Origin of the sequence: Candidatus Chazhemtobacterium aquaticus (genome assembly GCF_009936135.1) — a bacterium.
Taxonomy (GTDB): domain Bacteria; phylum Patescibacteriota; class Microgenomatia; order UBA1400; family Chazhemtobacteraceae; genus Chazhemtobacterium; species Chazhemtobacterium aquaticus.
This window is the reverse complement of sequence record NZ_CP047901.1, coordinates 371,502-396,190: the sequence shown is the minus strand read 5'-3', so window position 1 is coordinate 396,190 and position 24,689 is coordinate 371,502. Positions and strand designations below refer to the sequence as shown.

At 44.3% G+C, this 24,689-nt stretch carries 31 protein-coding genes and 1 tRNA gene; 13 read left to right on the top strand and 19 right to left on the bottom strand.

Annotated features, from left to right (window positions below):
- Positions 1-10 precede the first annotated feature (10 nt).
- Positions 11-271 carry a hypothetical protein gene (locus MICH65_RS02115; RefSeq protein ID WP_161931779.1) on the bottom strand — a complete coding sequence of 87 codons (261 nt, stop codon included), beginning with the start codon at positions 269-271 and terminating at the stop codon, positions 11-13.
- 494 nt (positions 272-765) lie between these two features.
- Here MICH65_RS02115 and MICH65_RS02110 point away from each other — a divergent pair, with 494 nt between their 5' ends.
- The 3 genes from MICH65_RS02110 to MICH65_RS02100 all read left to right on the top strand — a co-directional run bounded on the left by MICH65_RS02110 (position 766) and on the right by MICH65_RS02100 (position 3,127).
- The gene (locus MICH65_RS02110) at positions 766-1,785 is read left to right on the top strand and encodes a S1C family serine protease (RefSeq protein WP_161931778.1); all 1,020 of its coding nucleotides are present in this window, start codon (positions 766-768) and stop codon (positions 1,783-1,785) included.
- Between the two features lie 215 nt (positions 1,786-2,000).
- A complete protein-coding gene (locus MICH65_RS02105; protein WP_161931777.1) occupies positions 2,001-2,726 on the top strand; it encodes a hypothetical protein in 726 nt (241 codons plus the stop codon).
- An 8-nt stretch (positions 2,727-2,734) separates the two neighbouring features.
- On the top strand, positions 2,735-3,127 hold the full coding sequence (locus tag MICH65_RS02100) for a hypothetical protein (RefSeq protein ID WP_161931776.1): 393 nt from the start codon (positions 2,735-2,737) through the stop codon (positions 3,125-3,127).
- A 52-nt stretch (positions 3,128-3,179) separates the two neighbouring features.
- On the opposite strand, the gene secA is transcribed toward MICH65_RS02100, so the two are convergent.
- The 6 genes from secA to greA form a co-directional block, all read right to left on the bottom strand.
- The gene (gene secA, locus MICH65_RS02095) at positions 3,180-5,855 is read right to left on the bottom strand and encodes a preprotein translocase subunit SecA (RefSeq protein WP_161931775.1); all 2,676 of its coding nucleotides are present in this window, start codon (positions 5,853-5,855) and stop codon (positions 3,180-3,182) included.
- Between the two features lie 285 nt (positions 5,856-6,140).
- Positions 6,141-6,791 carry a spermidine synthase gene (locus tag MICH65_RS02090; protein ID WP_161931774.1) on the bottom strand — a complete coding sequence of 217 codons (651 nt, stop codon included), beginning with the start codon at positions 6,789-6,791 and terminating at the stop codon, positions 6,141-6,143.
- Positions 6,788-7,861 carry a D-alanyl-D-alanine carboxypeptidase family protein gene (locus MICH65_RS02085; RefSeq protein WP_161931773.1) on the bottom strand — a complete coding sequence of 358 codons (1,074 nt, stop codon included), beginning with the start codon at positions 7,859-7,861 and terminating at the stop codon, positions 6,788-6,790. The genes MICH65_RS02090 and MICH65_RS02085 overlap by 4 nt, the downstream gene beginning before the upstream one ends.
- Positions 7,851-9,134 carry a serine--tRNA ligase gene (gene serS, locus MICH65_RS02080; protein WP_161931772.1) on the bottom strand — a complete coding sequence of 428 codons (1,284 nt, stop codon included), beginning with the start codon at positions 9,132-9,134 and terminating at the stop codon, positions 7,851-7,853. The genes MICH65_RS02085 and serS overlap by 11 nt, the downstream gene beginning before the upstream one ends.
- A gap of 51 nt (positions 9,135-9,185) precedes the next feature.
- Positions 9,186-9,749, bottom strand: coding sequence for an HD domain-containing protein (locus MICH65_RS02075; RefSeq protein ID WP_161931771.1), 564 nt, complete (start codon positions 9,747-9,749; stop codon positions 9,186-9,188).
- 2 nt (positions 9,750-9,751) lie between these two features.
- Positions 9,752-10,216, bottom strand: a complete 465-nt coding sequence (greA, locus tag MICH65_RS02070; protein ID WP_161931770.1) for a transcription elongation factor GreA — start codon at positions 10,214-10,216, stop codon at positions 9,752-9,754.
- Between the two features lie 240 nt (positions 10,217-10,456).
- Between greA and MICH65_RS02065 the strand changes: the two genes are divergently transcribed.
- The 4 genes from MICH65_RS02065 to MICH65_RS02050 all read left to right on the top strand — a co-directional run bounded on the left by MICH65_RS02065 (position 10,457) and on the right by MICH65_RS02050 (position 12,158).
- Complete coding sequence (locus MICH65_RS02065) at positions 10,457-10,693, top strand: hypothetical protein (protein ID WP_161931769.1); 237 nt, start codon at positions 10,457-10,459, stop codon at positions 10,691-10,693.
- Between the two features lie 118 nt (positions 10,694-10,811).
- Entirely contained in the window at positions 10,812-11,477 is a 666-nt protein-coding gene (locus tag MICH65_RS02060) for a serine hydrolase (protein ID WP_256375685.1), read from the top strand.
- A 76-nt stretch (positions 11,478-11,553) separates the two neighbouring features.
- Positions 11,554-11,625: transfer RNA gene (locus MICH65_RS02055), tRNA-Glu, on the top strand.
- Between the two features lie 116 nt (positions 11,626-11,741).
- Complete coding sequence (locus MICH65_RS02050; RefSeq protein ID WP_161931767.1) at positions 11,742-12,158, top strand: hypothetical protein; 417 nt, start codon at positions 11,742-11,744, stop codon at positions 12,156-12,158.
- A 42-nt stretch (positions 12,159-12,200) separates the two neighbouring features.
- On the opposite strand, the gene MICH65_RS02045 is transcribed toward MICH65_RS02050, so the two are convergent.
- Both MICH65_RS02045 and MICH65_RS02040 read right to left on the bottom strand, forming a co-directional pair.
- A complete protein-coding gene (locus MICH65_RS02045) occupies positions 12,201-13,427 on the bottom strand; it encodes a PQQ-dependent sugar dehydrogenase (RefSeq protein WP_161931766.1) in 1,227 nt (408 codons plus the stop codon).
- On the bottom strand, positions 13,414-14,163 hold the full coding sequence (locus MICH65_RS02040; RefSeq protein ID WP_161931765.1) for a slipin family protein: 750 nt from the start codon (positions 14,161-14,163) through the stop codon (positions 13,414-13,416). The genes MICH65_RS02045 and MICH65_RS02040 overlap by 14 nt, the downstream gene beginning before the upstream one ends.
- Before the next feature lie 87 nt (positions 14,164-14,250).
- Here MICH65_RS02040 and MICH65_RS02035 point away from each other — a divergent pair, with 87 nt between their 5' ends.
- The 4 genes from MICH65_RS02035 (at position 14,251) to lgt (ending at position 16,817) form a co-directional block, all read left to right on the top strand.
- Positions 14,251-14,412, top strand: coding sequence for a hypothetical protein (locus MICH65_RS02035; RefSeq protein ID WP_236870870.1), 162 nt, complete (start codon positions 14,251-14,253; stop codon positions 14,410-14,412).
- A gap of 2 nt (positions 14,413-14,414) precedes the next feature.
- Complete coding sequence (locus tag MICH65_RS02030; RefSeq protein WP_161931763.1) at positions 14,415-14,729, top strand: MGMT family protein; 315 nt, start codon at positions 14,415-14,417, stop codon at positions 14,727-14,729.
- An 88-nt stretch (positions 14,730-14,817) separates the two neighbouring features.
- The gene (locus tag MICH65_RS02025; RefSeq protein WP_161931762.1) at positions 14,818-16,050 is read left to right on the top strand and encodes an aminoacyl--tRNA ligase-related protein; all 1,233 of its coding nucleotides are present in this window, start codon (positions 14,818-14,820) and stop codon (positions 16,048-16,050) included.
- Entirely contained in the window at positions 16,047-16,817 is a 771-nt protein-coding gene (gene lgt / locus MICH65_RS02020) for a prolipoprotein diacylglyceryl transferase (protein ID WP_161931761.1), read from the top strand. Before MICH65_RS02025 ends, lgt begins: the two co-directional genes overlap by 4 nt.
- On the opposite strand, the gene MICH65_RS02015 is transcribed toward lgt, so the two are convergent.
- Genes MICH65_RS02015 through MICH65_RS01995 form a run of 6 tightly spaced genes read right to left on the bottom strand, consistent with a single transcriptional unit; the run spans position 16,814 to position 21,247 of the window.
- Positions 16,814-17,143, bottom strand: a complete 330-nt coding sequence (locus MICH65_RS02015) for a hypothetical protein (RefSeq protein ID WP_161931760.1) — start codon at positions 17,141-17,143, stop codon at positions 16,814-16,816. The two genes, lgt and MICH65_RS02015, sit on opposite strands and share 4 nt — an antisense overlap.
- A gap of 60 nt (positions 17,144-17,203) precedes the next feature.
- Positions 17,204-19,591, bottom strand: a complete 2,388-nt coding sequence (gene lon / locus MICH65_RS02010) for an endopeptidase La (protein ID WP_161931759.1) — start codon at positions 19,589-19,591, stop codon at positions 17,204-17,206.
- Positions 19,592-19,637: 46 nt separating this feature from the next.
- Positions 19,638-19,763 carry a hypothetical protein gene (locus MICH65_RS04405; protein ID WP_256375681.1) on the bottom strand — a complete coding sequence of 42 codons (126 nt, stop codon included), beginning with the start codon at positions 19,761-19,763 and terminating at the stop codon, positions 19,638-19,640.
- Positions 19,760-20,239, bottom strand: coding sequence for a hypothetical protein (locus MICH65_RS02005; protein ID WP_161931758.1), 480 nt, complete (start codon positions 20,237-20,239; stop codon positions 19,760-19,762). Before MICH65_RS02005 ends, MICH65_RS04405 begins: the two co-directional genes overlap by 4 nt.
- The gene (dtd, locus tag MICH65_RS02000; protein WP_161931757.1) at positions 20,236-20,694 is read right to left on the bottom strand and encodes a D-aminoacyl-tRNA deacylase; all 459 of its coding nucleotides are present in this window, start codon (positions 20,692-20,694) and stop codon (positions 20,236-20,238) included. Before dtd ends, MICH65_RS02005 begins: the two co-directional genes overlap by 4 nt.
- Positions 20,695-20,710: 16 nt before the next feature.
- Complete coding sequence (locus tag MICH65_RS01995; RefSeq protein ID WP_161931756.1) at positions 20,711-21,247, bottom strand: VIT1/CCC1 transporter family protein; 537 nt, start codon at positions 21,245-21,247, stop codon at positions 20,711-20,713.
- 178 nt (positions 21,248-21,425) lie between these two features.
- Here MICH65_RS01995 and MICH65_RS01990 point away from each other — a divergent pair, with 178 nt between their 5' ends.
- Complete coding sequence (locus tag MICH65_RS01990; protein ID WP_161931755.1) at positions 21,426-21,899, top strand: MFS transporter; 474 nt, start codon at positions 21,426-21,428, stop codon at positions 21,897-21,899.
- A gap of 31 nt (positions 21,900-21,930) precedes the next feature.
- Here the strand turns inward: MICH65_RS01990 and MICH65_RS01985 are convergent, their stop codons facing one another.
- Together MICH65_RS01985 and MICH65_RS01980 are read right to left on the bottom strand one after the other, a co-directional pair.
- Entirely contained in the window at positions 21,931-22,815 is an 885-nt protein-coding gene (locus tag MICH65_RS01985) for an FAD:protein FMN transferase (protein ID WP_161931754.1), read from the bottom strand.
- A 3-nt stretch (positions 22,816-22,818) separates the two neighbouring features.
- Positions 22,819-23,238 carry an FMN-binding protein gene (locus tag MICH65_RS01980; RefSeq protein WP_161931753.1) on the bottom strand — a complete coding sequence of 140 codons (420 nt, stop codon included), beginning with the start codon at positions 23,236-23,238 and terminating at the stop codon, positions 22,819-22,821.
- A 54-nt stretch (positions 23,239-23,292) separates the two neighbouring features.
- Here MICH65_RS01980 and MICH65_RS01975 point away from each other — a divergent pair, with 54 nt between their 5' ends.
- On the top strand, positions 23,293-24,081 hold the full coding sequence (locus MICH65_RS01975) for a hypothetical protein (protein ID WP_161931752.1): 789 nt from the start codon (positions 23,293-23,295) through the stop codon (positions 24,079-24,081).
- 38 nt (positions 24,082-24,119) lie between these two features.
- On the opposite strand, the gene MICH65_RS01970 is transcribed toward MICH65_RS01975, so the two are convergent.
- Both MICH65_RS01970 and MICH65_RS01965 read right to left on the bottom strand, forming a co-directional pair.
- Entirely contained in the window at positions 24,120-24,275 is a 156-nt protein-coding gene (locus MICH65_RS01970) for a hypothetical protein (RefSeq protein ID WP_161931751.1), read from the bottom strand.
- 9 nt (positions 24,276-24,284) lie between these two features.
- On the bottom strand, positions 24,285-24,683 hold the full coding sequence (locus MICH65_RS01965; RefSeq protein WP_161931750.1) for a hypothetical protein: 399 nt from the start codon (positions 24,681-24,683) through the stop codon (positions 24,285-24,287).
- Positions 24,684-24,689 lie beyond the last annotated feature (6 nt).

Genomic DNA, 24,689 nt, shown 5'->3' with positions numbered 1-24,689 from the left:
CTAACTCTATTTAAGTGGGTAGACCGTCACTTAGTTCCTCGAGAGTCCAGTGAAGAGTAGAGGTGTCTAGTTTAAGACGGAAGAAATATGAACGGGAGACAACCGAGAAGATATGGTAGAGAGTAGAACCAAGACGATATGAATGATGGAGACCTAACTTAGTAATGGGATATGAGTGGTTGTGCCAGATGATGGTTTTGGGGAAAACGGAATGGTTTTGATGATTAAAGAAGAGAGTGACAGAAACGGGTTCGTTGAGACGTTGGACCATGGGTTTAAGATAACCCGAATAAAAGGCGAAAGTCAAGAGGTTTCAAGTTTCCTGGAATTTTGCAGGTAAACACGTCAGGCGAGTGGCGGGCTAATTAGACGGCTGATAGGGAAAGGTGATATATAATCTGAATCATTGGTAAGGAGTTTTTTGAACGATGAACTACCAAACACCGTATGTATCGATTGTTTTAGGAGTTACGACTATCGATCAAAACAGATAATAGAATGAAGGTTTTTGAAAAACAATTTGAAAAATTATCGAGGTACATAAAAACTACCTCGAAAAATTTAGTCACTAGGTTTGTAGCCTACTTTAAACGGCTATTGTTTCCCATTTACCTGTTTCCCATAAAACTCGTTACTTACACCGTGTACTACCTCGTAAAATTTATCTTTAAATTTCTTATCGCTCTAATCAAAATCATTTTTGAAACGATTATCTTTCCATTCAAAAGTTTGAAGAATTTATTGAAGTCGATTTTTATTATTGGCGTGGTTGTATACATGGCCGCTTCTCTATTCGTCATCGCTGACTATATACGCAACCAATATGGGTGGTATGGAAAATTTCTTTGTTCGTTTGGTGTTCGGGAAAATATTCAAAAGTCAGTTGTTAGGGTTGTTGGTGGATATTCAGAGGGGACGGGGTTTTTTATTGCCCCAGACCAGGTTATAACCAATTTCCATGTCATAGCCGACGAGCCAAGTCCGAAGATTATTTTTTCAGATGGTAAGTTTGTTACCCCAAATCGGATCGTTGGAGACAAAGAGACTGATATGGCGGTATTGTTTACAGATGACAAGTATCCCGATATGGTCTTGCCGCTACCTGATAAGGTGATATTGCAAGCTGATGAACCATTGATTACGGCTGGATATCCTCTAGGAACAGATTTGGCGGGTAGTGCTACTTTGGTAAGAGGCAGGTTCATTGATTTTAGAAAATCGAAACAGATGACCGTACCGTATATTCAGACTGATATTAGTTTGGTTGATGGTATGAGCGGGGGACCGTTAGTTGATCAGTGCGGTCAGGTAGTTGGTATTAACACAATTGGTTTAGCGGGGTTATCTTTGTTTATTAGCGGTGACTGGGCAAAAATAGGAGTGCCAAACTTTACTGACCAGAACATTACTAAAATTCAAGTTGATCCGTCAGAGTCACCTCAAGGGGCGGTTGAGGCGTTTTATACTTATTTAAAAGCTAGGCGAATGGAAGATGGATTTGCTCTACTTAGTACTGAGTACCTTCAAAAAACTAATTTTGAGGAGTGGACAAATAGATTTACTGATATTTTGGATGTGGATGTTATTTTTGTTGAGCCACAAGAAAACAGTGAGGATACTGTGAATATAAAGTTTTCAACTAAAAATTGGAGTGGTGGTGAAGTTGACTATCATTATTATGAGGGGACGTGGCAGACAATTAAAGAGGATGGGGTGTATAAAATGCTAAAAAGTAAGATTCTGGAAGTAGATAGCCCTGGATGGGATTGGTTTTATTCTAATTAGGACAAAGTGCGATATGTGGTATATACCCAGGATATAATTGCTGATATAAGTCAAAGTATGTCCCGATCAAAAACAATTCAAATTTTTCTTCCACCTCTTGAAATCCAAAAACAAATTGTTGCAAAAAGTTGAGGTAGAGCGGGAGTTAGTAAATGCAAGTAAGAAGCTTGTCAAGATTTATGAAGACAAGACAAAATCTGTCCTAGAAAAACTATATGGGAAAGAATAAGAAATCATCGATTTCGTCAATTCAAGATCAATTAGAGTGGTTATTTTCAAAAACCACGGTTAAATGGATTGAGTGTCATCAGCATGAAGGTGTTGTTTGTGGTGAGAAACTTAATGTTGACCGATTCCTGCACGACCAGGGAAATCCTGTGTCGTTTACTGATAGACTTGAAACCCACTGGCAATCAAAATTCAATCAATTCGGGACTGACTGGTCCGAAGAGAGACAAAAATACAGGCTTCTGTACGACACAATGAGGTCATTTTTTGCCAGCTTTGTTGGTCTACGAATAAATAAAGTTGCATCGATAGAGAGCTCAGGAAAGAATAATAAGGAAGTAATCTTGTATGGTGATTTGGCAACATCACACTTAATGCAGATGTATATGTCTGGGAAGAAAGTTGTGGATTTATTCAAATCACTCGATATCGAATTTGACAATGTGCTGGGAGGCAAATTTTCGGAAACTCGAAACAAATTATTTGAGCACAATCATAACCCTAATTGCATTAATGACATAGTTTTGGAACCAGATTTCTGGTCGGTCATTGCAACAAAGTCGCTTTTACCTATTTATATACACACAAAAACTGAGCGTGAGTATGAAGCTTTTATCGATTATTACCAGGATTATTATGATATGGAAAAAATGTTTGTAAGTATTGTAGAGGGGTTTTCGGTATCAGAAGATAGAAACAAAAACAAAATATAAAACTATCAATGAGAAATATTAGAGTACTTGTTCTTGAGGATGATCTGGAGACAAATAAGAATATCTTGCAGTTGCTAAGGGAGATCGAGAACGAGAAGGAGGTTTGTTTTTCTGTTTCGATATTGTCTGATTACGTTGAGGTTGAGGAGTATGTAAACAAGAATCCACAGATTAGATTTGATGTTCTACTGCTTGATCGGGATTGTTTTTTGGGAGGATCATTTCATGTTGTCAATCTGGATTATTTTGATAAAGATAAAATCGTTTCAATCTCATCAGTGCCTAAATACAACAAAGATGCTAAAAAGTTAGGTGTAAGGAGGTCTGTTTGGAAGGACTACAAAAATTTGAAGAGTTTTAAAGAAAAATTAAGGGGACAACTGATAGAGATTGTTGAGTGACCGTTTTTTTGGCGAGTAAAGACTGGGTTAGGTGGCTGCTGGATTGAAACTTTTAACTTATCTGGGGATAGTGACATTTCTTGAATTTCTTGCCACTGCCACACCAACAGGGATCATTGCGACCCAGTTTTTGAGGTGATGATGAAGTCGAGGTTGATTTGGGTTTGGATGGTGCGGTACTGGTGGCATCAGGAGCATCGGCTTTGTGAGCAATAGCTTGACGAGTAAAATCGGGAGGGGGCTGCTGGCGAACCTGAACTCTGAAAAGACGTTGGGCAATTTGGAGGTCAATGCGAGAGAGAAGGGTTTCAAACATAACAAAGGCTTCGTGTTTGTATTCAACTAAAGGATCTTTTTGGGCATAGCCTCTTAGGCCGATACCATCTCGCAGGTCAGTTAAGTCGTCAAGGTGTTGCATCCAGAGTTGATCGATGGTGGTAAGAGAGACGAGTTTTTCAATCTGGGTCATCATGCCATCACCGAGCTTGGTGATGCGATCTTTGTAGGCGTCTGAGATGATTTTTTTGAGTCTGGTGTTGATCTCGTCTGGATTAGTGGTTGAGCTGATATAGCTTTTGAGTTGTTGTTGGGAGGTTGAGTCAAGAGGGATCAAGCTTTGGAAACTTTGAAGCAAAGTATTAGTCTCATCCTCGGTAATACCTTCTGGGGCAAGGATACCAGTGAGTTGGTCGATTTGAGCATCAAGAATTGCTTGAAGGCGGGCACGGAGGGACTCAGGCTGCTTTTCGGAGTCCTCAAGGATTTTAAGACGACGGGAGTAGATGATTTCCCGTTGGCGATTCATGACATCGTCGTACTCGACTACGTTCTTGCGTTGATCGAAGTAGAAGGACTCAACCTTGCTTTGAGCAGTCTCGATAGCCTTGCTGACCATACCGGCTTCTAAAGGTTGGTCTTCAGGGACCTTTAAGATCTCCATGAGGCGGGAGACTTGTTCACCTCCGAAGATGCGCATGATGTCATCTTCAAGGGAGACATAGAAGCGGGACGAGCCTGGGTCACCCTGGCGTCCGGAACGACCACGGAGTTGGTTATCAATACGGCGAGACTCGTGACGGACAGCTCCAATGACATGAAGGCCCCCTGATTTGAGAACCTGGTCGTGTTGTTTTTGCCATTGGTCTGGTTTTAGGTCGTCAGGACTGCCGCCCAAGACAATGTCGACTCCACGGCCGGCAATGTTGGTGGCGATAGTGACAGCGCCGACGGCACCGGCTTGGGCGATAATGGCGGCTTCATTTTCGTGGTTCTTGGCATTTAGAACTTGATGAGGAATTTTCTTTCTTTTGAAAAGACTAGAGATGACTTCGTTTTGCTCAATGGATTTGGTGCCGATGAGGATGGGTTGGCCTTGGTGGTGGCGTTGTTCGACATCAGCTAAGATGGCGGCGTATTTGGCCCGAGTGGTTTTGAAGACTAGGTCGGGGTAGTCTTGACGGGCAACAGGTCGATTGGTGGGGATGACGACAACATCCAGGTTATATATCTTCTTAAATTCATCTGCTTCGGTGGCAGCGGTACCGGTCATACCAGCTAGTTTTTGATACATGCGGAAGTAGTTTTGGAGAGAGATGGTGGCCAAAGTTTTGCTTTCTTGCTGGATGGTGACGCCCTCCTTGGCTTCGATGGCTTGATGGAGACCGTCCGAGTAACGGCGTCCGTACATAAGGCGACCGGTGTGTTCGTCGACGATGATGATCTCTCCGTCTTTGACAATGTAGTCGCGGTCTTTTTCGAAGAGAGTACGAGCTTTGAGTGCCTGTTCGACGTGGTGGACGGTGTCGAATTCTTTTTCGTAGATGTTGTCGATATTAAGATCGCGCTCGAGTTTCTTTAAGCCCAGTTCGGTAAGGTTGGCGGTACGAAGCTTTTCATCGATTTCATAGTCTGTATCGGCAGAAAGAGTATTGATGAGACGGGCAAAGCGGTAGTACTTGTCGGTGGGTTCGGTATCGGGAGCGGAAATGATAAGGGGGGTGCGAGCTTCGTCAATGAGAATGGAGTCAACCTCGTCAACGATGGTAAAGTGGTGACCCCGTTGGGTCATGCTCGAAAGAGACTGGGCCATGTTGTCTCGCAGGTAATCAAAACCGAATTCGTTGTTAGTGCCATAGGTGATATCAGCTTGATAGGCTTCTGGTCTAGGGCAGGGTTTGAGATGTTGGAGACGCTCGTCTTTGTGAACTGGGTCTTTGTATTCCTGATCATAAATGGCGGCTGGCAAGTCACCAGAGCCGGAGTAGATAACACCGACAGTAAGACCTAGATAGTGATACAAAGGACCCATCCAACCAGCGTCACGACGAGCGAGATAGTCGTTGACTGTCACCAGGTGAGCGCCTTTGCCAGTAAGAGCATTAAGGACTAGAGCGGGGGCGGCAGACAAGGTTTTACCTTCACCGGTTTTTTGTTCGGCTACTTTGCCTTCATGGAAGGCGATGGCGGCCATGAGCTGAACATCGAAGGGGCGCATCTTAAGAGTGCGGACCGAGGCTTCGCGAACGAGAGCAAAAACTTCAGGAAGAAGATCGTCGAGGGATTCGCCTTTGGAGAGACGGGACTTGAAGTTATTAATCCTGGCGGGAAAGTCAGCAGATTTGAGTTGTTGGGCTTGTTCCTCAAGCGAGTTAATTCTGGCGACAATCTTGGTGAGACGGTCGATTTCCTTTTGGTTGGTATCGAGCAGGTTTTTAAAGACGTTGAACATAAGTTGACGGGTTTGATTATACCGCGGAATTGGAGTTTAAGGGTGAACTAAAAGGATAAATAGCTTATAATTTGGAAACTGAAGATAGTCCATGAAAGGAGATAGTCATGGAACTATTATTGGCATTGCTCTGTCCAATAGGCCTGGTGATTATCGGTTTGATTTGCTACTGGTTTAGTTACCAGTTAGCAAAGTCATACGGGGTGACCGATGAAGAAATAGTCCAGGCACTGAGCCGCGATAGAGACTATCTGTAGTGTTTTGTGGTTTTTGATTTCAGGGGTGTTAGTCACCAACACCCCGTTGTTTTTGAATAGATATGAGGTAGTTGGAGGTGGTACGAGTAGTTGAGGTAGCAAAATGAGGCTTGAGGCGGTGATGAAAATCAAGGGTGAGTGGTTGGTATTTGCCCCAGAAAAGACGGTTGATGATAACAAAGGGTGATATTTGGGTGAGTTTTTTGATGAATTTAAGTGATTCTAGTTGGAGCGGAAACTGGTCTCCTAGATAACAATCAACGAGAGTAAGATCAAACTGGAGTTGGCTGTCTTGTTGGTTGACAAAATCAAGAGCATCTTGATTATGGAGAGTAAGGTGAGGGATTGAGCTGATCTTGAAATGCTTACGGGCGATGTCTATCACAACCGGATCAAGTTCAACACCAGTAATACGGGCCTTGGGCCAACGACGGGAAACAAGATGAGCGGCTGAGCCAGCTCCAAAACCAAGAAGGAGGATAGAATGGGGAGAGAAATCTTGAGGGAGGAGGTCGTCTAGAGCTTTTTTCCAGATTTTTTCGATGATTTCACCTGATTGAGTAAGTCCACCCATGTCAAGCCTGGTAGAGCCAGAGAAGGCGACTAGTTCAATATCGTTATTGTATTGAGAGTGAAATCGCTTGAGGGTTTGAGGAATGAGATATTGCTTGAGGTTCATGGTTGAGTGGCTGAGGCGGAGGCTTGCTGATTGGCTAACTCTGATTTGATTTGGTCGGCTAGTTCCCGCCACTGGTCGTAACGAGTCTGAAAGTCTTTGTTGGTTAGTTTGAGGGGTTTAAAACCGTGGGTTTGATAGGCGAAGTCTAATAAGTTGGCAGCTATTTGGTCACGCTCCTGTATAGAGGTGGCACCGGTTAAGATGAGGTTGACCGAAAAGTCGGCTCTGGTTGAGGTAAGGATAGTTGAGTAGCCAGCATCACCGGTATAGGCGATTTTTAGACCGTTAACGCCTGGATAAAGACCAAGTAAGGTATTCCAGTTAGGAAGATAATAAAAACCATGAGTGCTGGTAGCTTGTAGATCATCTCGATCAGAAAGGCCGGCTTGAACTATATCTGGATAATTTTGTTGTACATTGTGGACAAGAATGTATAGGTCTTCAAGTGTTGAGTATTGATTGTGATCATCATAGCCTTCTGGGTTGGCAAAATGAGTATTATTCATGTTCATAAGTTGAGCTTTTTGATTCATGAGGTCAATGAAGAATGGTATTGGTTGGTTGTATATGGCAGCACTACCCTCGGCAAGGACAGCGGCGGCATCATTGGCGGAGGTCGAGATCGAGGCTCTGACTAGTTCGAGGATGGTAAGCTGCTCCCCTGCTTTGAGACCGAGAATGGTTGGTTCTTTGGCAATGGCCTGTGGTGAGGCAGTAAGTAAATGTTGGGCGGGAGCGACATCAAGAGAGACCATGGTGGTGACTAGTTTGGTGAAAGAAGCAGGGGCGAGTTTTGAGGTGGGATTTTGAGTAGCATAGACATAACCGGTTAAGGGTTGATAGAGGAGGTAGGAGATATGTTCAGGGACGCCAGAAGGGGTAGAAAGATTGGAGTAGTCAAGATCTGGGGGTATGGAGAGACGAAGACTGAGTTTAGGTTTTAGGTCGGGCGGATTGATGGATGAAAATAGGGGGGAGAGAAGTGAGAGGTTGGAGCGATAATGGAAAAGGTAACCAACAAAGATGACGAAGATGATGATGGAGAAAAGTAAAAATAACTTAGTCTTCACGGCGCAGCAAGTCTTTACCAACATAAGGGACTAGGGGTGCGGGAACTTTGACCGTTCCATCTGCTTGTTGGTAGTTTTCGAGAATGGCGATGAGGAGCCTGGTAGAGGGGGCGGCGGTATTGTTGAGCATATGAGCAAATTTGAGAGTGCCATCAGCAGCCTGATAGCGAATGTTGGCTCGGCGAGACTGAAAGTCAGTCATGATTGAGTCTGAGGCAGTTTCACCGTAGTCTTGGCGTCCAGGCATCCAGGTTTCGATGTCATATTTTTTGGCTTGGGGTTCACCCATGTCGCCGGTACACATAAGCATGACGCGGTAATGGAGACCTAGATCTTGAAGGATTTCCTCAGCGTAGGAGAGGAGCTTTTCGTGCCATTGAAGAGATTCCTCAAGATCGTTTTTACAGATGATGACTTGCTCGGCCTTGAGAAATTCATGAACGCGGAAGATACCTTTGGTGTCTTTGCCGTAGTTGCCGATTTCACGACGATAGCAGGGAGAGAAGCCAACCATTTTTATAGGCAGATCTTTTTCAGAAAAAGTCTCGTTGGCATAGAGAGAGACTAAAGGGACCTCAGCGGTTCCTGCTAGGAAATAGTCGTTGTCTGGATCAGTTTCGTCTTGAGCCAGTCGATAGGTTTCTGATTCACCCCAGGGGAAGTGGCCTGAGTTTATAAAAGCAGAGCGACGGTTAATAATGGGAGGCATTACGAGATTAAAGCCCTTACCACTTAGTTTATCTAAGGCATAAAGCATGATGGCTAGACTGAGGCGGACTCCGTCACCAGTAAGGTAATAGCCGCGGAAGCCAGCAACTTTGGCACCCCGCTCTAGATCAAAGAGACCGAGACTGGTTCCAAGTTCGATGTGGTTTTTGGGTTCAAAATCGAGAGTAGGTTTTTTACCCCAGGTTTTAACTTGCTTGTTGCCGGAGGAGTCTTTGCCAATAGGAACGTCTTTTAAGGGCAAATTGGGGATCTGTAGAAGTAGATCCTGGAAGGACTTTTCAAGTTGATTAAGTTGAGGTTCAAGATCTTGGAGTTTACTTTTGAGAGACTTTGACTGAGTGATTAGTTTGGGGGTTTGTTTTTGTTTAAGCTGTTGATTGAGCTGATTTCGCTGAGAACGGAGATCTTCAACTTGAGCGATTAATTGACGGCGTTTTTGGTCAATATCAAGCAGATTATCAACAACCTTGGGGTTTAGGTTTTTGCTGGTAACAGCTCTTCTGACTGTTTTGGGATGGTCACGAATGTATTGAATATCAAGCATGAATATATTCTAGCCGATTTGATGGAGTTAACAGCGCTATTCTAGCACGGACTAAAGCCCCAAGTCTGAAGAGATGTCCTGTAGGGCATTAAGACAGATGGTGATGTAGTCATTGAGTTTGATGCCTAGTTTTGTCTCACAGAGGAGAATGTGGTCACGATGAACACCGGCAGCGAAAGACTGAGTGTGCCACTTTTTAAGAATAGAGTCGAGGGTAAGAGAGCTGAGTTTTTTATCAGGACGAACCAGGGCGCAGGCAATAATTAGACCAGAGAGTTCGTCGCTAGTATAGAGCGCCCAGTCAAGCTGAGATTGGGGTTCTGGGGCGCCTGGCTGCCAGCCCCATGCATGGGAACGGATGGCCTGGATGATACGGGAGTCAACGTTCTTGGACTGGAGTTCTTCGATGATCTTGCTGGGGTGTTTTTCAGGCTGATTGGCGAAGAGCTGGTAATCCGCGTCATGAAGTAAGCCAGCCAGACCCCAGAGATCTTCGTCTTGATTATAATGACGAGCGAGGGCACGTAGCTGCGCCTCGACAGCAAGCATGTGTTTGATTAGATTGGGGTTAGTGGTCCAGGAGTGAATTAAGTCTAGAGCTTGAGCTCGATCCATGGTTATTTGATGGCTTTGATGGTGTAGGCAATAGTACCGGCTGGAGCTTCGAATTGGGCGATTTCGCCGACTTTTTTACCAACTAGAGCTTGGCCTAAAGGTGATTCGTGGCTGATTTTTTGAGCCATGGGATCAGCTTCCCATTCACCGACGATGTGAAATTCTTGTTCTTGGCCGTCTTGCGTAAGGAGGACAACCTGATGACCAAGAGAAACAGTAGAGTCGCCATTGGCCTTGACTACTTCAGCTTGAGCTAGAATATGTTCGATTTCCTCAATACGTCCTTGAATCCAGGCTAGATCCTCACGGGCGGCGTGGTATTCGGCGTTTTCAGAAAGATCGCCAAACTCACGAGCCGTAGCGACTCTTTTAATGACATGAGGTTGACGCTCATCTTTTAGGACTTTAAGCTCTTTTTCTAGAGCCTGTCGACCTTGAACGGTAATTTTGATTGGTTTTTTATCCATATTTGGTTTTTTGTATTGCGATAATTTAGTATCTTGCTACAAAAAAGTCAATTTTGACCACAGAAAGCCAGGGATTTGGTTTTTTGTAGCCAGAAATTGGGAGAACTTTAATTTGGAGATGGGCAGTTCTCGGATGTAGGAGCGTATTATATGGCCAAAGTACCTTGATTGTCAATTATTTTTATTAGTTTTTGGAGCTGATATACTAGCTTGAGTTATTTCGTGACTGAATAAGGGGGTATGGATAAAAAGGGATTTTTTTTGGGTAGTGGTATAAGTAAGAGGACGCTATTTAGTCTGGCGTTGTTGGTGTCTGGCTTCATGCTTGGTTTACTCTCAACAATAGTGGCTGTAAAGATATATGAAGATAAATCTCGGGAAGGTGGGAATTACTTTGAGTTAAGAACTGAAGGATCTTCAGAAGGGCTAACCAATCCCTTACTGGATTGCAGCATGGCCAAGGGAAAATATTATTGACAATTTGTCGCCGTTCCAGTCAAAAATTGAGGGTGAGATAAGGGAGAGAGTAAAAAGAGGAGATATGACACATGTGTCATATTACTTTAGAGAGTTAGATAACGGGGTTTGATTTGCCATAAATGAGAAGGAGAAATTTACTCCCGCAAGCTTGCTTAAGGTTCCGGTAATGATGACTCTTTATGATCAGGCGTCAAGCGAGCCTGGTTTTTTGGAGAAACAAATTCCATATTTAAAAAACGGTGATTTTTACCAAAATATTCCGATTAAGAAGGAGATGGTTGAAGGTCAGTTGTATTCTGTAAGTGATTTGATAGCTCAGATGATTGTTTACTCTGATAACAATGCCTTATTTTCGCTTACCAAGATCCTTGATCAGCAAAGTCTATTTAGTTTGATGAGAAAGGTGGGTATTAAACAAGCTGGGATGTCAGAAGAAGAGCTGGTGGACGTGGTTCAGTACTCTTCTTTCTTTAGGATTTTGTATAACTCTTCATATTTAGGCAGAACATACTCAGAAAAGGCATTATCTCTAATGACTCAGATAGATTATCAAGAGGGTTTGCCAAAAGGTTTGCCTAAGGATATTCTTATTTCTCATAAATTTGGTGAGAGGAATTTGGGAGATTCAATGCAATTGCATGACTGTGGAATTGTGTATGTTAAGAAGCACAACTATTTGATATGTGTGATGACGCGAGGAAGAGATCTTAACAAAATGAACCAGACCATTTCCCATCTGTCGGCGGTGACATACAACAACGTGCAGTCTCAGGCTGAGTGATGTTTTTTCCGGCTTGTCATTCATAGGGTGCTGAGGTGGCTAAAGTGAGGAAAATACGCTAGAATTTAGGCGTCTTGGCCCCATCGTCTAACGGCTAGGACGCAAGGTTCTCATCCTTGTAATCGGGGTTCGATTCCCCGTGGGGTCACAAATATTGCAAGGTTCAGCGCAACCCGTTTGGGTGCGCTGAAAAGCCCGATACTGTTTGCTATTTTTTGATCGAATTGTTCGAAATCGGGATTTAGATCCTGTAATAGAAAATATATGAAATATAGAACACACTCGGAAATAAACGTATCATCACCTGGTTCTATCGTTTCAACTCTATTGTCTGACCCCATTATTACAACACTGTTGATATTAGGTATTGTTGCATCACTTTTTAGAGGTTGGGTAGCAGTTAAAGCGTTTATGTACCCTAAAAAAGAAGATAAGATTCCTACTTATCATATTGAATGGTATCTTCATCAAAGCTGGATTCATTTTATTGGATCGATGGTCGGATGGATATCCTTGATATGCATATATATCTACTTAATTTCCGGTTTGAAAGTTGGGATAGAAATAGTCTTTCTTTTAATCTTTTCATCTATGGGAATAATGGGTTTCCTACCATCTTTTTTATGGAATATTACGTGGTCAACGAATGAGCTTGTTAGAATCGTAAAAGAAAAGCTTTAAACTTAGTTTGTAGTTTTGGTTCCAGACCCGTATGGCACACAATTATTCAGTTATTGGTTCAAGGCGATAGATTTTGTCGTCATTATCCCTTACTTGGCCACGACCATCTCGGTTACTAGTAGAGAAGTAGATTTGGCCGTCTGGACTTTGGATGATATCACGGATTCGACCTAGATCTATTTCAAGTTTTTGATAGGAAAGGGTTTTTGTTGGGTCTTGACTGTCTAGGATGACATGAAAAATGCCTGATCCGCGTAGTGCCGTGAAAAAGAGGTTGTCTTTGAATTGAGGAAAGAGAGAACCGGTGTAGATTAAGGCGCCAGAAGGAGCTTCAGCGGGAGTAAAGACAAGAAGGGGTGGGGTAGTGTCTGGATGGGTTTTGTCATGACTGACAAGAGGCCAGCCGTAGTTTTGACCAGGTTTGATGAGATTGAGTTCGTCTCCCCCGCCGGGACCATCAAAACCAGAAGGTCCGTGCTCTGTGGCAAAAAGTTGTCCTTGAGGATGCCAGGCTAGTCCCTGGGGATTGCGATGTCCGTAGGAGTAGACAGGTGAGTTAGGGAAGGGGTTGTCGGTGGGAATACTGCCATCGTCGTTTAGACGGAGGATCTTGCCGGCCAGAGAATTAAGATCCTGAGCCAAGTTTCTCTGGAGAGCATCACCGGTAGTGATGTAGAGCTTGGAATCGGGTCCAAATTTGATTCTACAACCGGCATGATTATTGGCTGCTGGGATACGATCAAAGATGATTTGATCGCGAGCGAGATAGTCTTTGTGGTCAATTAATCGCTCGATTTTGTTATATAAAGCGTTGTCATATTGGTAAGTAAGGCAAACATAAAGGTAGTGATTGGCTTGATAATTTGGGTGAAGATCCATACCCATAAGTCCTGCCTCACCTTCTGAGATGACTTCATTGAATTGAATGAGTGGATCTGGGTTAAGTTGATTATCGGTTATTTGTCTTATCTTGCCGTCTCTTTCGGTGACGAGAAGTCTTTTTGGATCGGTGAAGACCAAACTCCAAGGAACGTAAAGATTGCTAGCCACTTCGGTTACCTGATAGTCGACTGATTCAGGTGTAGGAGGATTTTTTTTCGCATAAGGGTCTTCGGGAGAGGATTCAATCAGACTGACGGAAGTACCCTGAGGTAAGGGGTTGGACCAAAATTTGCGGTAGGTGAGAAAGAAGATGGTGGAGAGGAAGATGAGGGTTAATGGTATGAAGATGACTAGGGATTTTGGGAGAGGCTGTTTATTTCTTACCATCTTTAACAAAACCCTCTATAGCTCTTAGAATCTCCATGGGAAGAGCAAAGATGACGGTGTTTGATTGGTCAGAGGAGATGTCGTTGATAGAGTTGAGCGTTCTTAGGTGGAGAGCACCGGGGGCTTTGGCAAGAGTATTGGCAGCTTTGCCAAGGTTGTTGGCAGCGATTACCTCGCCTTCGGAGTTGATGATGGTAGCTCTTTTTTCTCTTTCAGCTTCGGCTTGTTTGGCCATGGTACGAACCATGTTTTCAGGAAGTTCGATGTCCTTAAGTTCGACGGTTTCGACATCGATGCCCCAGGCGTCAGAGGTTTTGTCGATGATCTTTAAGATATCGCTGGCAATTTTTTCTCGGTTTTGAAGAAGTTCGTCTAGTGTGACCTCGCCAGCAATACGGCGCATGGTGGTCTGGGCAAGCTGAGAAACAGCGCTGAAGACGTCTTCGACCTCGTTGATGGATTTGCCGGCATCTCTCACTTTGTAATATATAACGGCGTTCATTTTGATAGAGACGTTGTCTTTGGTGATGGTCTCCTGCTTGGGAACATCGACTGCTTTGGTACGAATATCAACCTTTCTGAAACTCTGAAAGATGGGCCAAACTAAACGCCAGCCGGGTTCAACGATACCGGTGAAGCGACCCATGGTATAAACGACACCGCGCTCATACTCGTTGATTTGTTTGAGAGAGGATAGGATTACGAAAATGACGATGGGGAGGAGGGCGTAAAACATGGGTATATTTAAAAAAATAATTAACGTATCTAGGGAGAATTATAGAGGGAATATTGGAGGCGGGCAAATATGCTATCTTTGAAACTAATGATGGTTAACAAAGAAATGACTTATATATTCTGGGGGCTGGCGTTGGCGTTGTTAGTATTTGGTTTCTGGACAAAGAATTACTTAGCTTTAATTTATTTCCCGCTGGGAACAATGGTGGGAGTGTTAATTTCCAAACCTAGGCCCGGAGGAAGATTGTGAGGATGAGTCTGGCTGAAAAGGTTTACCTGAAACTCAGAGAGGTTCCTAGAGGTAAGGTGACAACGTATAAATGGTTGGCAGAGGTAGCGGGGAGTAAGGGGTACAGGTTAGTGGGACAGATACTTAAAAGAAATCCAGATGCGCCTAGGACTCCTTGCCATCGGGTGGTTAGCAGCAACGGAAAGATTGGAGGGTTTGGGGGAGAGAGATCAGGAAAAAGAATAGAAGAAAAAATTAGAATGCTGGAACAAGAGGGGGTGGAGGTGGAGAAAGGGGTGATAGATCTTGAGCAATATGGATTTGATTTTAAAGAGTAAGAGGGGTTAGCTTGTTGCTAGTGGTTGATGGGGTGGTGATGAGGCTGGTTTTTTGAGTTAAATTTCTAAGAGATGGTAAGATTAGGCCATGAGAATGAGTCAGACGGTGATAAGGCCGGACAAGAATCCGCCTAAAGATGCCGCAACAATTAACCATAGACTATTGGTTCAGGCTGGGTTTGTAAGACAACTTACAGCGGGTATATACACATATTTGCCTTGGGGATTGAGAGTGCTTAGAAAAATTGAACAAGTAGTGCGTGAGGAAATGAATGCGATTGGTGGCGAGGAGTTGTTGATGCCGATGCTTCATCCGGCTGGAATCTGGAAGCAGAGTGGTGGCTGGGATAGTATTGACGTGCTTTACAAGCTAAAAAGCCGCACTGGTAAGGAGTATGCATTAGGACAAAGCCAGGAAGAGGTGGTGACGCCTTTGATGAGTGAGTTTATTAATTCGTACAAAGACTTACCAAGAGCGGTTTATCATATCCAGTGGAAGTTTAGAGACGAGTTAAGAGCTAAGTCAGGTATTTTGAGAGGTAGAGAGTTCTACATGAAAGATATGTACTCGTGGCATGAGTCACAGGAGGATTTTGAGAAGTTTTACGAGGAAGCAAAGAAGGCTTACCTTAAGATATTTAGTCGTTTGGGATTAGTGGCTAAAGCTACTGAGGCGTCGGGCGGGAGTTTTTCAGACAAGATTTCTTATGAATTTGAGGTATTAACTGAGGCAGGAGAGGCAAATATTCTGTATTGTGATGAGTGTGAGTTTTGCGTCAATGTGGATGATATTGGCAAGTATGATGAGGGAGGGGAATGTCCAAGTTGTGGTAAGGGGTTATTAAAACCATCAAAGGCTGCAGAGGTGGGGAATATTTTTGATTTGGGAGAAAAATATGTGAAGGCATTTGGATTGCAATTTAGTGACCAGGAAGGGAAGAAAAGATATCCAGTAATGGGTTGTTATGGTATTGGGATTAGTCGAACGATGGGAGTGATCGTGGAGAGATTCAATGATGAGAGAGGGATTGTCTGGCCAGAGAGTGTGGCTCCATTTATGGTGAGTCTAGTTAGTTTGGGGGTTGGAGAGAAGGCCGAAGAGATTTATCAACAACTGGTTAAGGGAGGCGTAGAGGTGTTGTGGGATGATCGGGAGGAATCGGCAGGAGTTAAGTTTGCAGACGCTGATTTGATTGGTAACCCGTATCGGGTGGTTGTAAGTGAGAGAACACTAGCCGATGGAGAGGTGGAGATTAAACGAAGGGACAGTGATACAACTGAGCGAGTTAAACTGGGAGAGCTGGTTGATCGGCTGATATGATTGAGCTTGGAGAATTGAGGTTAAATGGATATGGATTGTTGATAGGGTTGGGAATCTGGCTGGCGACTGAGGTTTCAGTATGGTCGGGAAAGAAGGAGGGGATTAAAAAAGAAGTGATTGAAAAGGGATTTTGGTGGGTGGTGGGGGGAGGTTTGATTGGGGCCAGGCTTTATCACGTAGTGGATTATTGGGAAATATATGGAAAAAATTGGATTGAGATATTGATGGTTTGGCGAGGAGGACTGGGAATTTGGGGAGCGATTGGTGGGGGAGGAGTTGGATTGCTTTGGTTTTATTTGAAGAACAAAGATAGGTTGGGCTTAGATTTGTTTAGATTGTTAGACGTAGCTGTAGTGGGAGTACCTTTGGCACAGGCGATTGGTAGATGGGGCAACTATATCAACGGTGAGCTGTATGGAAAGGTGACCAACTTGCCTTGGGGAATTAAGGTGATGGGGGTGGAAGGAAAAGTGCACCCACTTTTTTTGTATGAATCAGGACTAAATTTGGGATTGTTTGCATTATTGATTTGGGTGCTGATCAGGCAAAAAGGGGAAGGAGCGGGAGGAAGAGTAGCGGGTACTTATTTGATCGGTTATGGGTTAACTAGATTTTTCCTGGAAAGTTTAAGACCGGAAGAGATAGTTTGGCAAATTGGGGAAATGGCGGTAGCGCAAGTGGTGGCTGGAGTAGCAGTTTTGACAGGAATTGTTTTAGTCAAAAGAGGTGCCCGCAGGGGTGAAGAGTTGCCTGCGGGCAAGAACTAGACGGTGGCGAAGGAGGATTCTGGAACAAAAGTAATGATGACATCGCCGTGTTCAGGGGTCGTGAAGCTAATGGCGATTGCCTTTGCGTGAGTTACAACCTCAGCATTCTGGGGGATGGTGAATTTTCTGGTACTGCGCACGGTTGGGGTCGGGGCGATGTGGCGCATGCGAGCCAGTTTTTTGAGGTTGGTAAAGACGATCAGATCTCCTTCAATGCTGATGTCACCAACCAGTGTTTGTTCTCCATTCCAGTCGGTCAAGTTGACTGAAGCTGAACGAGTTGCCTTAAGTAGGCTGACAGCTTCGGCTAACGACAATTTAGACACACTAGCCTCCTAGTTAATGTTATGTACTATAGTTCTATTATATCAGAATTAACTGGAATATCAAGAAATAAGGGCAATTTTGAGAACGTCTTCTAGATTAGTGGCAAAGCTAAATTTGAGGTCTTTTTTGACCTTAGGTGGAACTTTGACGAGGTCTTTACGGTTGTCCTTGGGAAGGATGATGTGCTTTAGGCCTGAGCGATGTCCGGCAATAGTTTTTTCCTTGACTCCGCCGATTTCCATGACCCTGCCTCTTAAAGAGATCTCACCAGTCATACCCACCAGTCGGTTGATGGGTTTGTTGGTGAAAGCAGAGATTAAGGCAGTGGTAATGGCAACACCAGCGGAAGGACCATCCTTGGGGGTGGCACCCTCGGGAACGTGAACGTGGACGTCTGTCTTGGCAAAACGCTTGGGGTCGATTTTTAGCTGCTTGGCATGAGATCGAACATAGGAGAGGGCGGCTTGAGCAGATTCTTTCATGACGTCACCAAGCTGACCGGTTAACTGGATGCGACCTTTTCCTTCCATGAGAGCGACTTCTATAAAGAGAATGTCTCCCCCGGTTTGTGTGTAAGCAAGGCCAGTGGCGATACCAACACGGTTTTGCTCATCGGCTATAGTATGGGTAAACTTGCGAGGACCAAGGTAGGTGGATAGGTTTTTAGGGGTAATTTTGATGGGAGTCTTAACACTGCGACTTGAGGCAATTTTGCGAGCGACTTTACGAAAGACTTTGCTGATTTCACGTTCTAGATTTCGGACTCCTGCTTCGTGGGTGTAGAACTTGCTGATGTTTCTAACGGCAGCGGGGCTTAGAGCAATATCTTTGGGGGTAAGAGCGTTGGTGGAAAGTTGTTTAGGAATCAAGTGGTTTCTGGCAATGAAGTATTTTTCTTCTTGGGTGTAGCCGGAGAACTGGATGATCTCGAGACGGTCCCTTAGAGCTGGAGGAATGGTTTCTAAGACATTGGCGGTGGTGATGAACATGACTTTGGAGAGATCAAGTGAGGTGTCAAGATAGTGGTCGACAAAGGCATGATTCTGTTCAGGATCAAGGACTTCGAGTAAGGCCGCTGAAGGGTCGCCTCGGTAATCGGCACCGATTTTATCGATCTCGTCCAGCATGATGACCGGATTGTTCGTGCCGGCATCTATGAGAGATTGAACTACTCTACCTGGCATGGCTCCTACATAGGTGCGACGGTGACCTCTGATTTCTGCCTCGTCTTTGATGCCGCCTAGTGATAGTTTGGCAAAATTACGGCCAAGAGCTTTGGCGATTGAGCGGCCAACACTAGTTTTACCAACACCGGGGGGGCCAACAAAACAGATAATGGTGGGAACAATGGCCGAGTTAGCATTTTTATTCTTGAAAATTTTCTTGTTGCTTCGTTTTTTCTTGAGCTGCATAACAGCAAGGTACTCGAGGATACGTTCTTTGACCTCTTCAAGGGCATAATGGTCTTGCTTGAGGATCTTGGCAGCCTTAGTGAGAGATATATTATTTGCACTACTTTTGCTCCAGGGAATTTCAACCATGGTTTCAAGCCAGCTCCTGATGTAGCCCGATTCAGGACTGTGGAGAGAGAGTTTTTGAAGTCGTTTGAGGTCTTTGAGGGCCTTTTGTTTGGCAGCTTTGGGCATGCCAGCTTGATTGATTTTTTTCTTTAAAGAAGTGAGTTCGTCGCCTTCATCGTCTTCACCCAGTTCCTGTTGGATCATGCGCATTCGCTCACGGAGGACTGCTTCTTTCATAGATTGATCAAATTTGGACTGGGTTTTGGAGGCGATTTTTTGTTCAAGCTTGAGGACATTAATTTCTTTATCAAGGTGTTGATTAATCTGTTCGAGGCGTTTTTTTAAATCGGTTTGTTCGAGAAGTGCTTGTTTTTCGGGAGTGCTTAACTCAAGAATGGAGGCGACTTGGTCAGCAACTGAGGATGTTTCGGTTGAGTTAAGCAAACGCATGAGCATAGGGGTCTCGATGTTGGGTTTGCCGAGATTAACCGCGGTTTTGACTTGGGAGATGAGGTGGTTGACGGTAGCTTTGAGATAGTCGTCTTCCTGTTGGGTTTCGGGTAGTTTAGAAATGGCGGCAGAGAGGATGTTGTCGATGATAGTGATGTCGTGAATTTTGACCCTGGAGATACCTTTGACAATGGCATGAAGCTCATTATTAACAGGGATAGTACGCTGAATGCGACAAAGAGTGCCAACAGTGTAGATGTCTTTTAAGGTGGGCTTGGTAATGGAGGGTGATTTTTGGGAGACGATGACGATGAGACGGTCGTTTTTTTCGGCTTGAGTGACACTTTTAATTGAGCCCTTTCGACCAAAAGAAAGTATGACTTCAGAGTGAGGAAAAACAACACCTTCGCGAAGGGTAACGAGAGGAGTGATGCGAGGACTGGATTGATTTTTTGGAGGTTGCAAAAGAATAGCCATAGACTAGTTAATATATCAATATTTTAGCAGATTTCAATACCGAGTGCTAAGGGAGGTTCTTGAAATTGGTGAGAAGAAAGGATCCGGTTAGTATCACGGCAAGAATGGTGAGAATGAGGATGATTAGGAAGAGAACTGGGGAGAATTGAGAAGAGGTTTTTTTTGATTTCATAGACTGTTGGTATCAATGGTGTATTCTGGCGTCCAGTAATGGTTGGTGTCAATATGGGCGTAGGCTCGGATGAAAATGGAGATTGCGTCTGGAGGAGATTGAAGGGTGGCGGTAAAGATGCCAGGAGAGGTGAAGGGTCCGGAGAGATAGTCAGACAAGTAGAACTGATATGAAGGGGCGGAGGGTGAGTCTGTGGTGGTTAGAGCGGAGGGGGTGGAGATGGTGTCGTAGTAAATGGTGGTTGAGGTAACAGGCAGAGGGGTGGGGGAAGTTATTTCCCAAGTGATTTGATAGGTGTTGGGTAATTGTGGGTCGGGAGCAACTGAGAGAATATTGATATTTGGGTCAAGAGTGGGGCCAGAGTCGTTAAAGACTTGTTTACCTGAGAGGAAATCGGTGAGGGAGATGAAGAGAAAGGAAAAAACAAGGATGGTTATTGAAAGAATTAGAACTGGTGAAGGTTTGGTGTATTTCATTTGTTTAGCTGTTTTAGTTGTTTGGAGTCGATAATGATAGTGGTGGGGCCATCGTTGATTAGGTTAAGCTGCATGTACTGACCAAAAAAACCGGTTTTAACTTTTAGACCAGCGTCTTTGATGATTTTGACATATTCATGATATAGCTTTTGGGCAAGTGAGGGCGGAGCAGCCTTTACAAAACTGGGTCTGTTACCTTTGGAGACGTCACCCAACAGGGTGAACTGGGAGACAACAAGCAGCTCGCCATCAGAATCGGTTAGGGATAGATTCATCTTTTGCTGGGAATCAGACATGAGACGCAATTTGATAGTTTTATTGGCTAATAAAAGAGCGTCTTTAGATGTGTCATCGTCGGCCACACCAAGAAGAACAAGGTAGCCATGACCAATGGAGTTGCTTTGGGTGGGGATAGAGACCGAGGCTTGGGTGACACGCTGAATGACGGCGATCATGGGTAAATGTGTTGGTTTAGTTAATTAGAGTGTTGATTAGGAAACCTGAGAAATAGGCAGCTGTGGCAGCTAGAGCACCAACGAGCAACATCTCAAGGCCATTTTTGTACCAGGAGTCACGGGTAAGGAGTGTGCGAAGACTTCCTACAAGGAAGAGGGCTAGGGCGGTACTGAGTATGGAGCACAAGAAAGGATTGGGTATGGGTAAGCCAAAAAGACTAAGAAGGTAGGGGGAGAGAGGGAGAACGCCGGCTAGGTTAAAGGCTATAAAGGTAATAAGGCCATTGTGCCAGACAGCAGTGTGAAAGATTAGGTTGTGTTTGTGGTTATTTAGAAAACGGCGTTGCGAGCGCTCGCCGAGATAATTGCTTAAACCCATGGATATGCCGTCTGCGACCATGTTGGCGATACCAAGAATAAGTACAACTGAGGAGGATAGTTGAGCTCCGGCAACTCCGGCGACGACGGCAAAGGTGGTGACAATGCCGTCATTAGCTCCGTAGACAGCTGACTTTAAGTGCTCGCTAGTTTCAATACTTTGTTGCTGATTCATGTGTTAATGATAGCGCAAGTTTGTTGTATGCTTGAGTTGATGAAAAAGGTATTTGCACGATTGGCTGGTAGTTTGAAAATAAGTCGAGTGGTTCAGTTTCTGACTTATTCAGATATTATGATGTTGTCAGGATGGGGGTTAATCAATCCAATTTTGGCAGTTTTTTATATCAGAGCAAGTGGTAGGAGGCGGAGTGGAGTTGGCTGGAATGGCAGCAACGGTGTATTTTGTGGTTAAAAGTGTGGTGCAGATTCCGGTGGCACGATGGAATGATAATCGTCGAGGTGAGTGGGATGACTACTGGGTAATGATTATTGGTTCGCTACTGATTACCTTGTCGGCGTTTTTGTATATCGGAGTTAAGTATCCTTGGCAGGTGTATGCAGTTCAGGTTATTGGAGGTTTGGGAGGGGCTTTGTCGTACCCATCTTGGTTGGGGATTTTCACCAGACATATCGATAAACAAAGTGAGGCCTTGGAGTGGAGCTTGTATTACACAGCTACTGATCTTGGAGCGGCATTAACGGCTGGACTGGGTGGGTATATAGCAGCGAGTTTTGGATATAGCCTGTTGTTTGGGGTGGTGGGGGTGAGTTCTTTACTAGGAACGGCGTTTTTGGCCGGGGTGGCTCAGGAAATGAAAAGACGGTAGAGATGTTTGAAAAGGCATTTCGGCGAGTGGATTAGGAAGGGTAGAGGATCTTGACGGGAAAGTTCGGCGAGGAGGTTAGGTTTTGCTGATGATCTAGGGCCAAGTATTGAGTCTGGGTGTGTTGAGTGATGGTAGACCAGAGAGAAAGGGGGGTTACAAAAAGAGCGGTAGCAGCGGCATCGGCGGTGAGAGCGGATGAAGAAAGAGTGGTGAGAGAGAGGATAGTGTTAACGGGGGTGTGTTTTTTTGCATCAAGAAGGTGATGAAAAGAGCCAAAGCGGCGTTTTTGAGAGGTGGAAGTGGCGATGGCTTGATGGTTTAAGCTTAGAGTGGCGATGGCAATATTGGAGTCAAAAGGGTGTTCAATAGCTATCCTCCAAGGAGAGAGGTCTTTTTTGGTGGTGCCATAGAGATCCCCACCACCATCAATGAGGAAATAGGGGGTCTGATGCTGGTGGAGAGTTTGGGCTAGTTGATCGATGAGGTAGCCTTTGCCGAGCGAGCCTAGATCAAGCTTGACTTGGCCACGGCGAATGAGACGATTGTTTTTAAGATGGTAAGTTCCGGGTATATGTAGGTGGTGATCAGTTTTAGGCGTAAAAGAGTAGTGTTGATCGTAACCAATATCCTCAAGTTGGGTGGCAATGTTGAGGTCGAAATGGCCATGACTTAAAGACTTGAGCTTAAGTCCAAGGTTAATCATGGTAAGCAAATCGGGAGAGAGGGGATAAGAAGGAGAGGATGAGTTGTTAAGTTGTGAGAGTTGGCTGGTAGAAAGAAAACGAGAGTATTTGGCTTCAAAATCAACTAGTTGTTGTTGAAGTAGAGAGTAAAGATGGGTGGGGTTGGAAGGACGAAGGGTGTCGATTATGATAGACCAACTGGTGCCCAAGCCGGTCAGGTTGAAGCTAAACATTAATTAAGACTGGAGTTGTTGCTGGAGTTTAAGGAGGGCGTCGTTAAAGGCAGTGGTGGTGACTGAGGCGCCACTAACTCGATCGATGGATTTTAGTTCAGAAATTTTTTGACCAACAACAATGGAGGCAATATTTTTGGCGAAGTCTTGTTGGTATTTTAGACTGGCTTTGTTGGTGGTTGTGATGCCGATTTCAACGGAGGAGATAATGCCGTCTTTGATAACAAGGGAGAAGGAGTTTGACTCCGCGCCTTCAGGAACATCGTATTCAACGGTGGTGGTGTAGGTGTTACCATCGACTGTCCAACTTGGTTCTTGAGTGATGACTTGTTCTGTTTTAAGTAGTGATTGGAGATCAGATATTTGACAGGCGGATAGTGTGAATACGGCGATGAGGAGAATGATGGGATAAAAACGGTTCATGGCTTTGTTCTAACACGTTTTGTTAGGGTCGACAATATATTATGATGAAAGAGTATGCGGAACTTAGCTTTTTGGAGGAAACCTATTTTGTTAACAGTCATTTATCTGTTGGTACTTTATGTTTTGGCAATATCTAGCCGTTTGGAGGGAGGGTACGAGAGGGAGTTGTGGAGAGTGGTTTCGTTGGTGGGAGGATTTTTGGTTCCACACTTGTTGGTGTTGGCCACTTTTGGAGCTAAGCCGAGAATAAGCAACTTGGCGATTACCGTGATGATACTGGTTTTACTGGCTGATGTAGATGCAAAACCAGGGTTAATGGCGGGGCTGGGTTTGGTGACGGCGTTGATAAAAACAGTGGTGAGGTTCAAAGGTCAACCAATATTTAATCCGGCTGCGATTGGATTGATGATAATGACGTTGGTGGGATTATCAACCACTTGGTGGGGGGTTAGTTTTGCGCCTAGACTACCTGTGTTTAATATGAGCGTGGCAATGTTGCTAACATTACCGGTTGGTTTATGGTTGGTTTGGGTATATAAAAAGATACCTACTTTAGTTGGAGTGAGTGTGGCTTTCGCGGCAATTTATGTGGTTCTGGTTGGAAGATTGCCGTTGGCCATAATATTTGAAGGGACATTTGGATTTTTCTTGTTACTGATGGCGACTGAGCCTAAGACATCGCCAGTAATTGATTGGCAGGAGTGGATTTATGGTTTGGCGCTGGGAGGTATACTGGCGGTGATGATGATAAACAAGTGGGGAGGGTCGCCTTATTTAAGTTCATTACTAATAATGAACTTTATATTTTCGGGGTATAAGTGGATCCAGCTTAAATTGGCGTGATGAAGAAAGTTTGCTTGTTTGTATTTGAGGAGGAGATGTTAGGGTAGGAGAGGAAAGTTGTCGAGAGAGAACTGTCCGGCAGGAACGGAGTTAAGATGTAGTTTCTGGCGCAAGAGATTTAAGAGAGAGCCAATCTTGGTGTCTCTAGTTTCTTGAGGGTTTGTCTCTGGTTGAGGTTTTATGGATTCATTCATATTTATAATTTATACTAGTTTTAGTCGAGCAATTTTTTGTTCAAGTATGCTGGTGACTTTTTGCCAGCAATCCCGATCGACTTGGATTGAGATGCGATGTATGGCAGAGTCGATGGCCAGATAGGTGGCTTGGGTTAGTTCAAGGTCGATCTGACTTGAGTCAAAGTATTGCTCAAGAAGCAAGATTATATCATCTGGACTAGTCATTTGGCTAGTTTGGGTGGATATTTCAGGGTTTCTTGCTTTAGCTAATTGGTTGGCGGCGTGATGGTGGATTTTGAGAATGAAGGATTTAGTAAGAGACTGAGCATCCTCGGAAGAATGGCCCAAGGCTTCAAAGACTTCAGGTAGGGCATAGCTTAAAAATTCAATTAAGGCTTTATGTCTGAGAACGGCCTGCATGGGCATATCTTA

What these genes read in the sequence shown, in the direction of transcription:
- MICH65_RS02115 (WP_161931779.1), bottom strand. Translation starts at nt 271, where the DNA reads ATGGTCCAACGTCTCAACGAACCCGTTTCTGTCACTCTCTTCTTTAAT.
- MICH65_RS02105 (WP_161931777.1), top strand. Translation starts at nt 2,001, where the DNA reads ATGGGAAAGAATAAGAAATCATCGATTTCGTCAATTCAAGATCAATTA.
- MICH65_RS02100 (WP_161931776.1), top strand. Translation starts at nt 2,735, where the DNA reads ATGAGAAATATTAGAGTACTTGTTCTTGAGGATGATCTGGAGACAAAT.
- secA (WP_161931775.1), bottom strand. Translation starts at nt 5,855, where the DNA reads ATGTTCAACGTCTTTAAAAACCTGCTCGATACCAACCAAAAGGAAATC.
- MICH65_RS02090 (WP_161931774.1), bottom strand. Translation starts at nt 6,791, where the DNA reads ATGAACCTCAAGCAATATCTCATTCCTCAAACCCTCAAGCGATTTCAC.
- serS (WP_161931772.1), bottom strand. Translation starts at nt 9,134, where the DNA reads ATGCTTGATATTCAATACATTCGTGACCATCCCAAAACAGTCAGAAGA.
- MICH65_RS02075 (WP_161931771.1), bottom strand. Translation starts at nt 9,749, where the DNA reads ATGGATCGAGCTCAAGCTCTAGACTTAATTCACTCCTGGACCACTAAC.
- greA (WP_161931770.1), bottom strand. Translation starts at nt 10,216, where the DNA reads ATGGATAAAAAACCAATCAAAATTACCGTTCAAGGTCGACAGGCTCTA.
- MICH65_RS02065 (WP_161931769.1), top strand. Translation starts at nt 10,457, where the DNA reads ATGGATAAAAAGGGATTTTTTTTGGGTAGTGGTATAAGTAAGAGGACG.
- MICH65_RS02050 (WP_161931767.1), top strand. Translation starts at nt 11,742, where the DNA reads ATGAAATATAGAACACACTCGGAAATAAACGTATCATCACCTGGTTCT.
- MICH65_RS02045 (WP_161931766.1), bottom strand. Translation starts at nt 13,427, where the DNA reads ATGGTAAGAAATAAACAGCCTCTCCCAAAATCCCTAGTCATCTTCATA.
- MICH65_RS02040 (WP_161931765.1), bottom strand. Translation starts at nt 14,163, where the DNA reads ATGTTTTACGCCCTCCTCCCCATCGTCATTTTCGTAATCCTATCCTCT.
- MICH65_RS02035 (WP_236870870.1), top strand. Translation starts at nt 14,251, where the DNA reads ATGATGGTTAACAAAGAAATGACTTATATATTCTGGGGGCTGGCGTTG.
- MICH65_RS02030 (WP_161931763.1), top strand. Translation starts at nt 14,415, where the DNA reads ATGAGTCTGGCTGAAAAGGTTTACCTGAAACTCAGAGAGGTTCCTAGA.
- MICH65_RS02025 (WP_161931762.1), top strand. Translation starts at nt 14,818, where the DNA reads ATGAGAATGAGTCAGACGGTGATAAGGCCGGACAAGAATCCGCCTAAA.
- lgt (WP_161931761.1), top strand. Translation starts at nt 16,047, where the DNA reads ATGATTGAGCTTGGAGAATTGAGGTTAAATGGATATGGATTGTTGATA.
- lon (WP_161931759.1), bottom strand. Translation starts at nt 19,591, where the DNA reads ATGGCTATTCTTTTGCAACCTCCAAAAAATCAATCCAGTCCTCGCATC.
- MICH65_RS04405 (WP_256375681.1), bottom strand. Translation starts at nt 19,763, where the DNA reads ATGAAATCAAAAAAAACCTCTTCTCAATTCTCCCCAGTTCTCTTCCTA.
- MICH65_RS02005 (WP_161931758.1), bottom strand. Translation starts at nt 20,239, where the DNA reads ATGAAATACACCAAACCTTCACCAGTTCTAATTCTTTCAATAACCATC.
- dtd (WP_161931757.1), bottom strand. Translation starts at nt 20,694, where the DNA reads ATGATCGCCGTCATTCAGCGTGTCACCCAAGCCTCGGTCTCTATCCCC.
- MICH65_RS01995 (WP_161931756.1), bottom strand. Translation starts at nt 21,247, where the DNA reads ATGAATCAGCAACAAAGTATTGAAACTAGCGAGCACTTAAAGTCAGCT.
- MICH65_RS01985 (WP_161931754.1), bottom strand. Translation starts at nt 22,815, where the DNA reads ATGTTTAGCTTCAACCTGACCGGCTTGGGCACCAGTTGGTCTATCATA.
- MICH65_RS01980 (WP_161931753.1), bottom strand. Translation starts at nt 23,238, where the DNA reads ATGAACCGTTTTTATCCCATCATTCTCCTCATCGCCGTATTCACACTA.
- MICH65_RS01975 (WP_161931752.1), top strand. Translation starts at nt 23,293, where the DNA reads ATGCGGAACTTAGCTTTTTGGAGGAAACCTATTTTGTTAACAGTCATT.
- MICH65_RS01970 (WP_161931751.1), bottom strand. Translation starts at nt 24,275, where the DNA reads ATGAATGAATCCATAAAACCTCAACCAGAGACAAACCCTCAAGAAACT.
- MICH65_RS01965 (WP_161931750.1), bottom strand. Translation starts at nt 24,683, where the DNA reads ATGCCCATGCAGGCCGTTCTCAGACATAAAGCCTTAATTGAATTTTTA.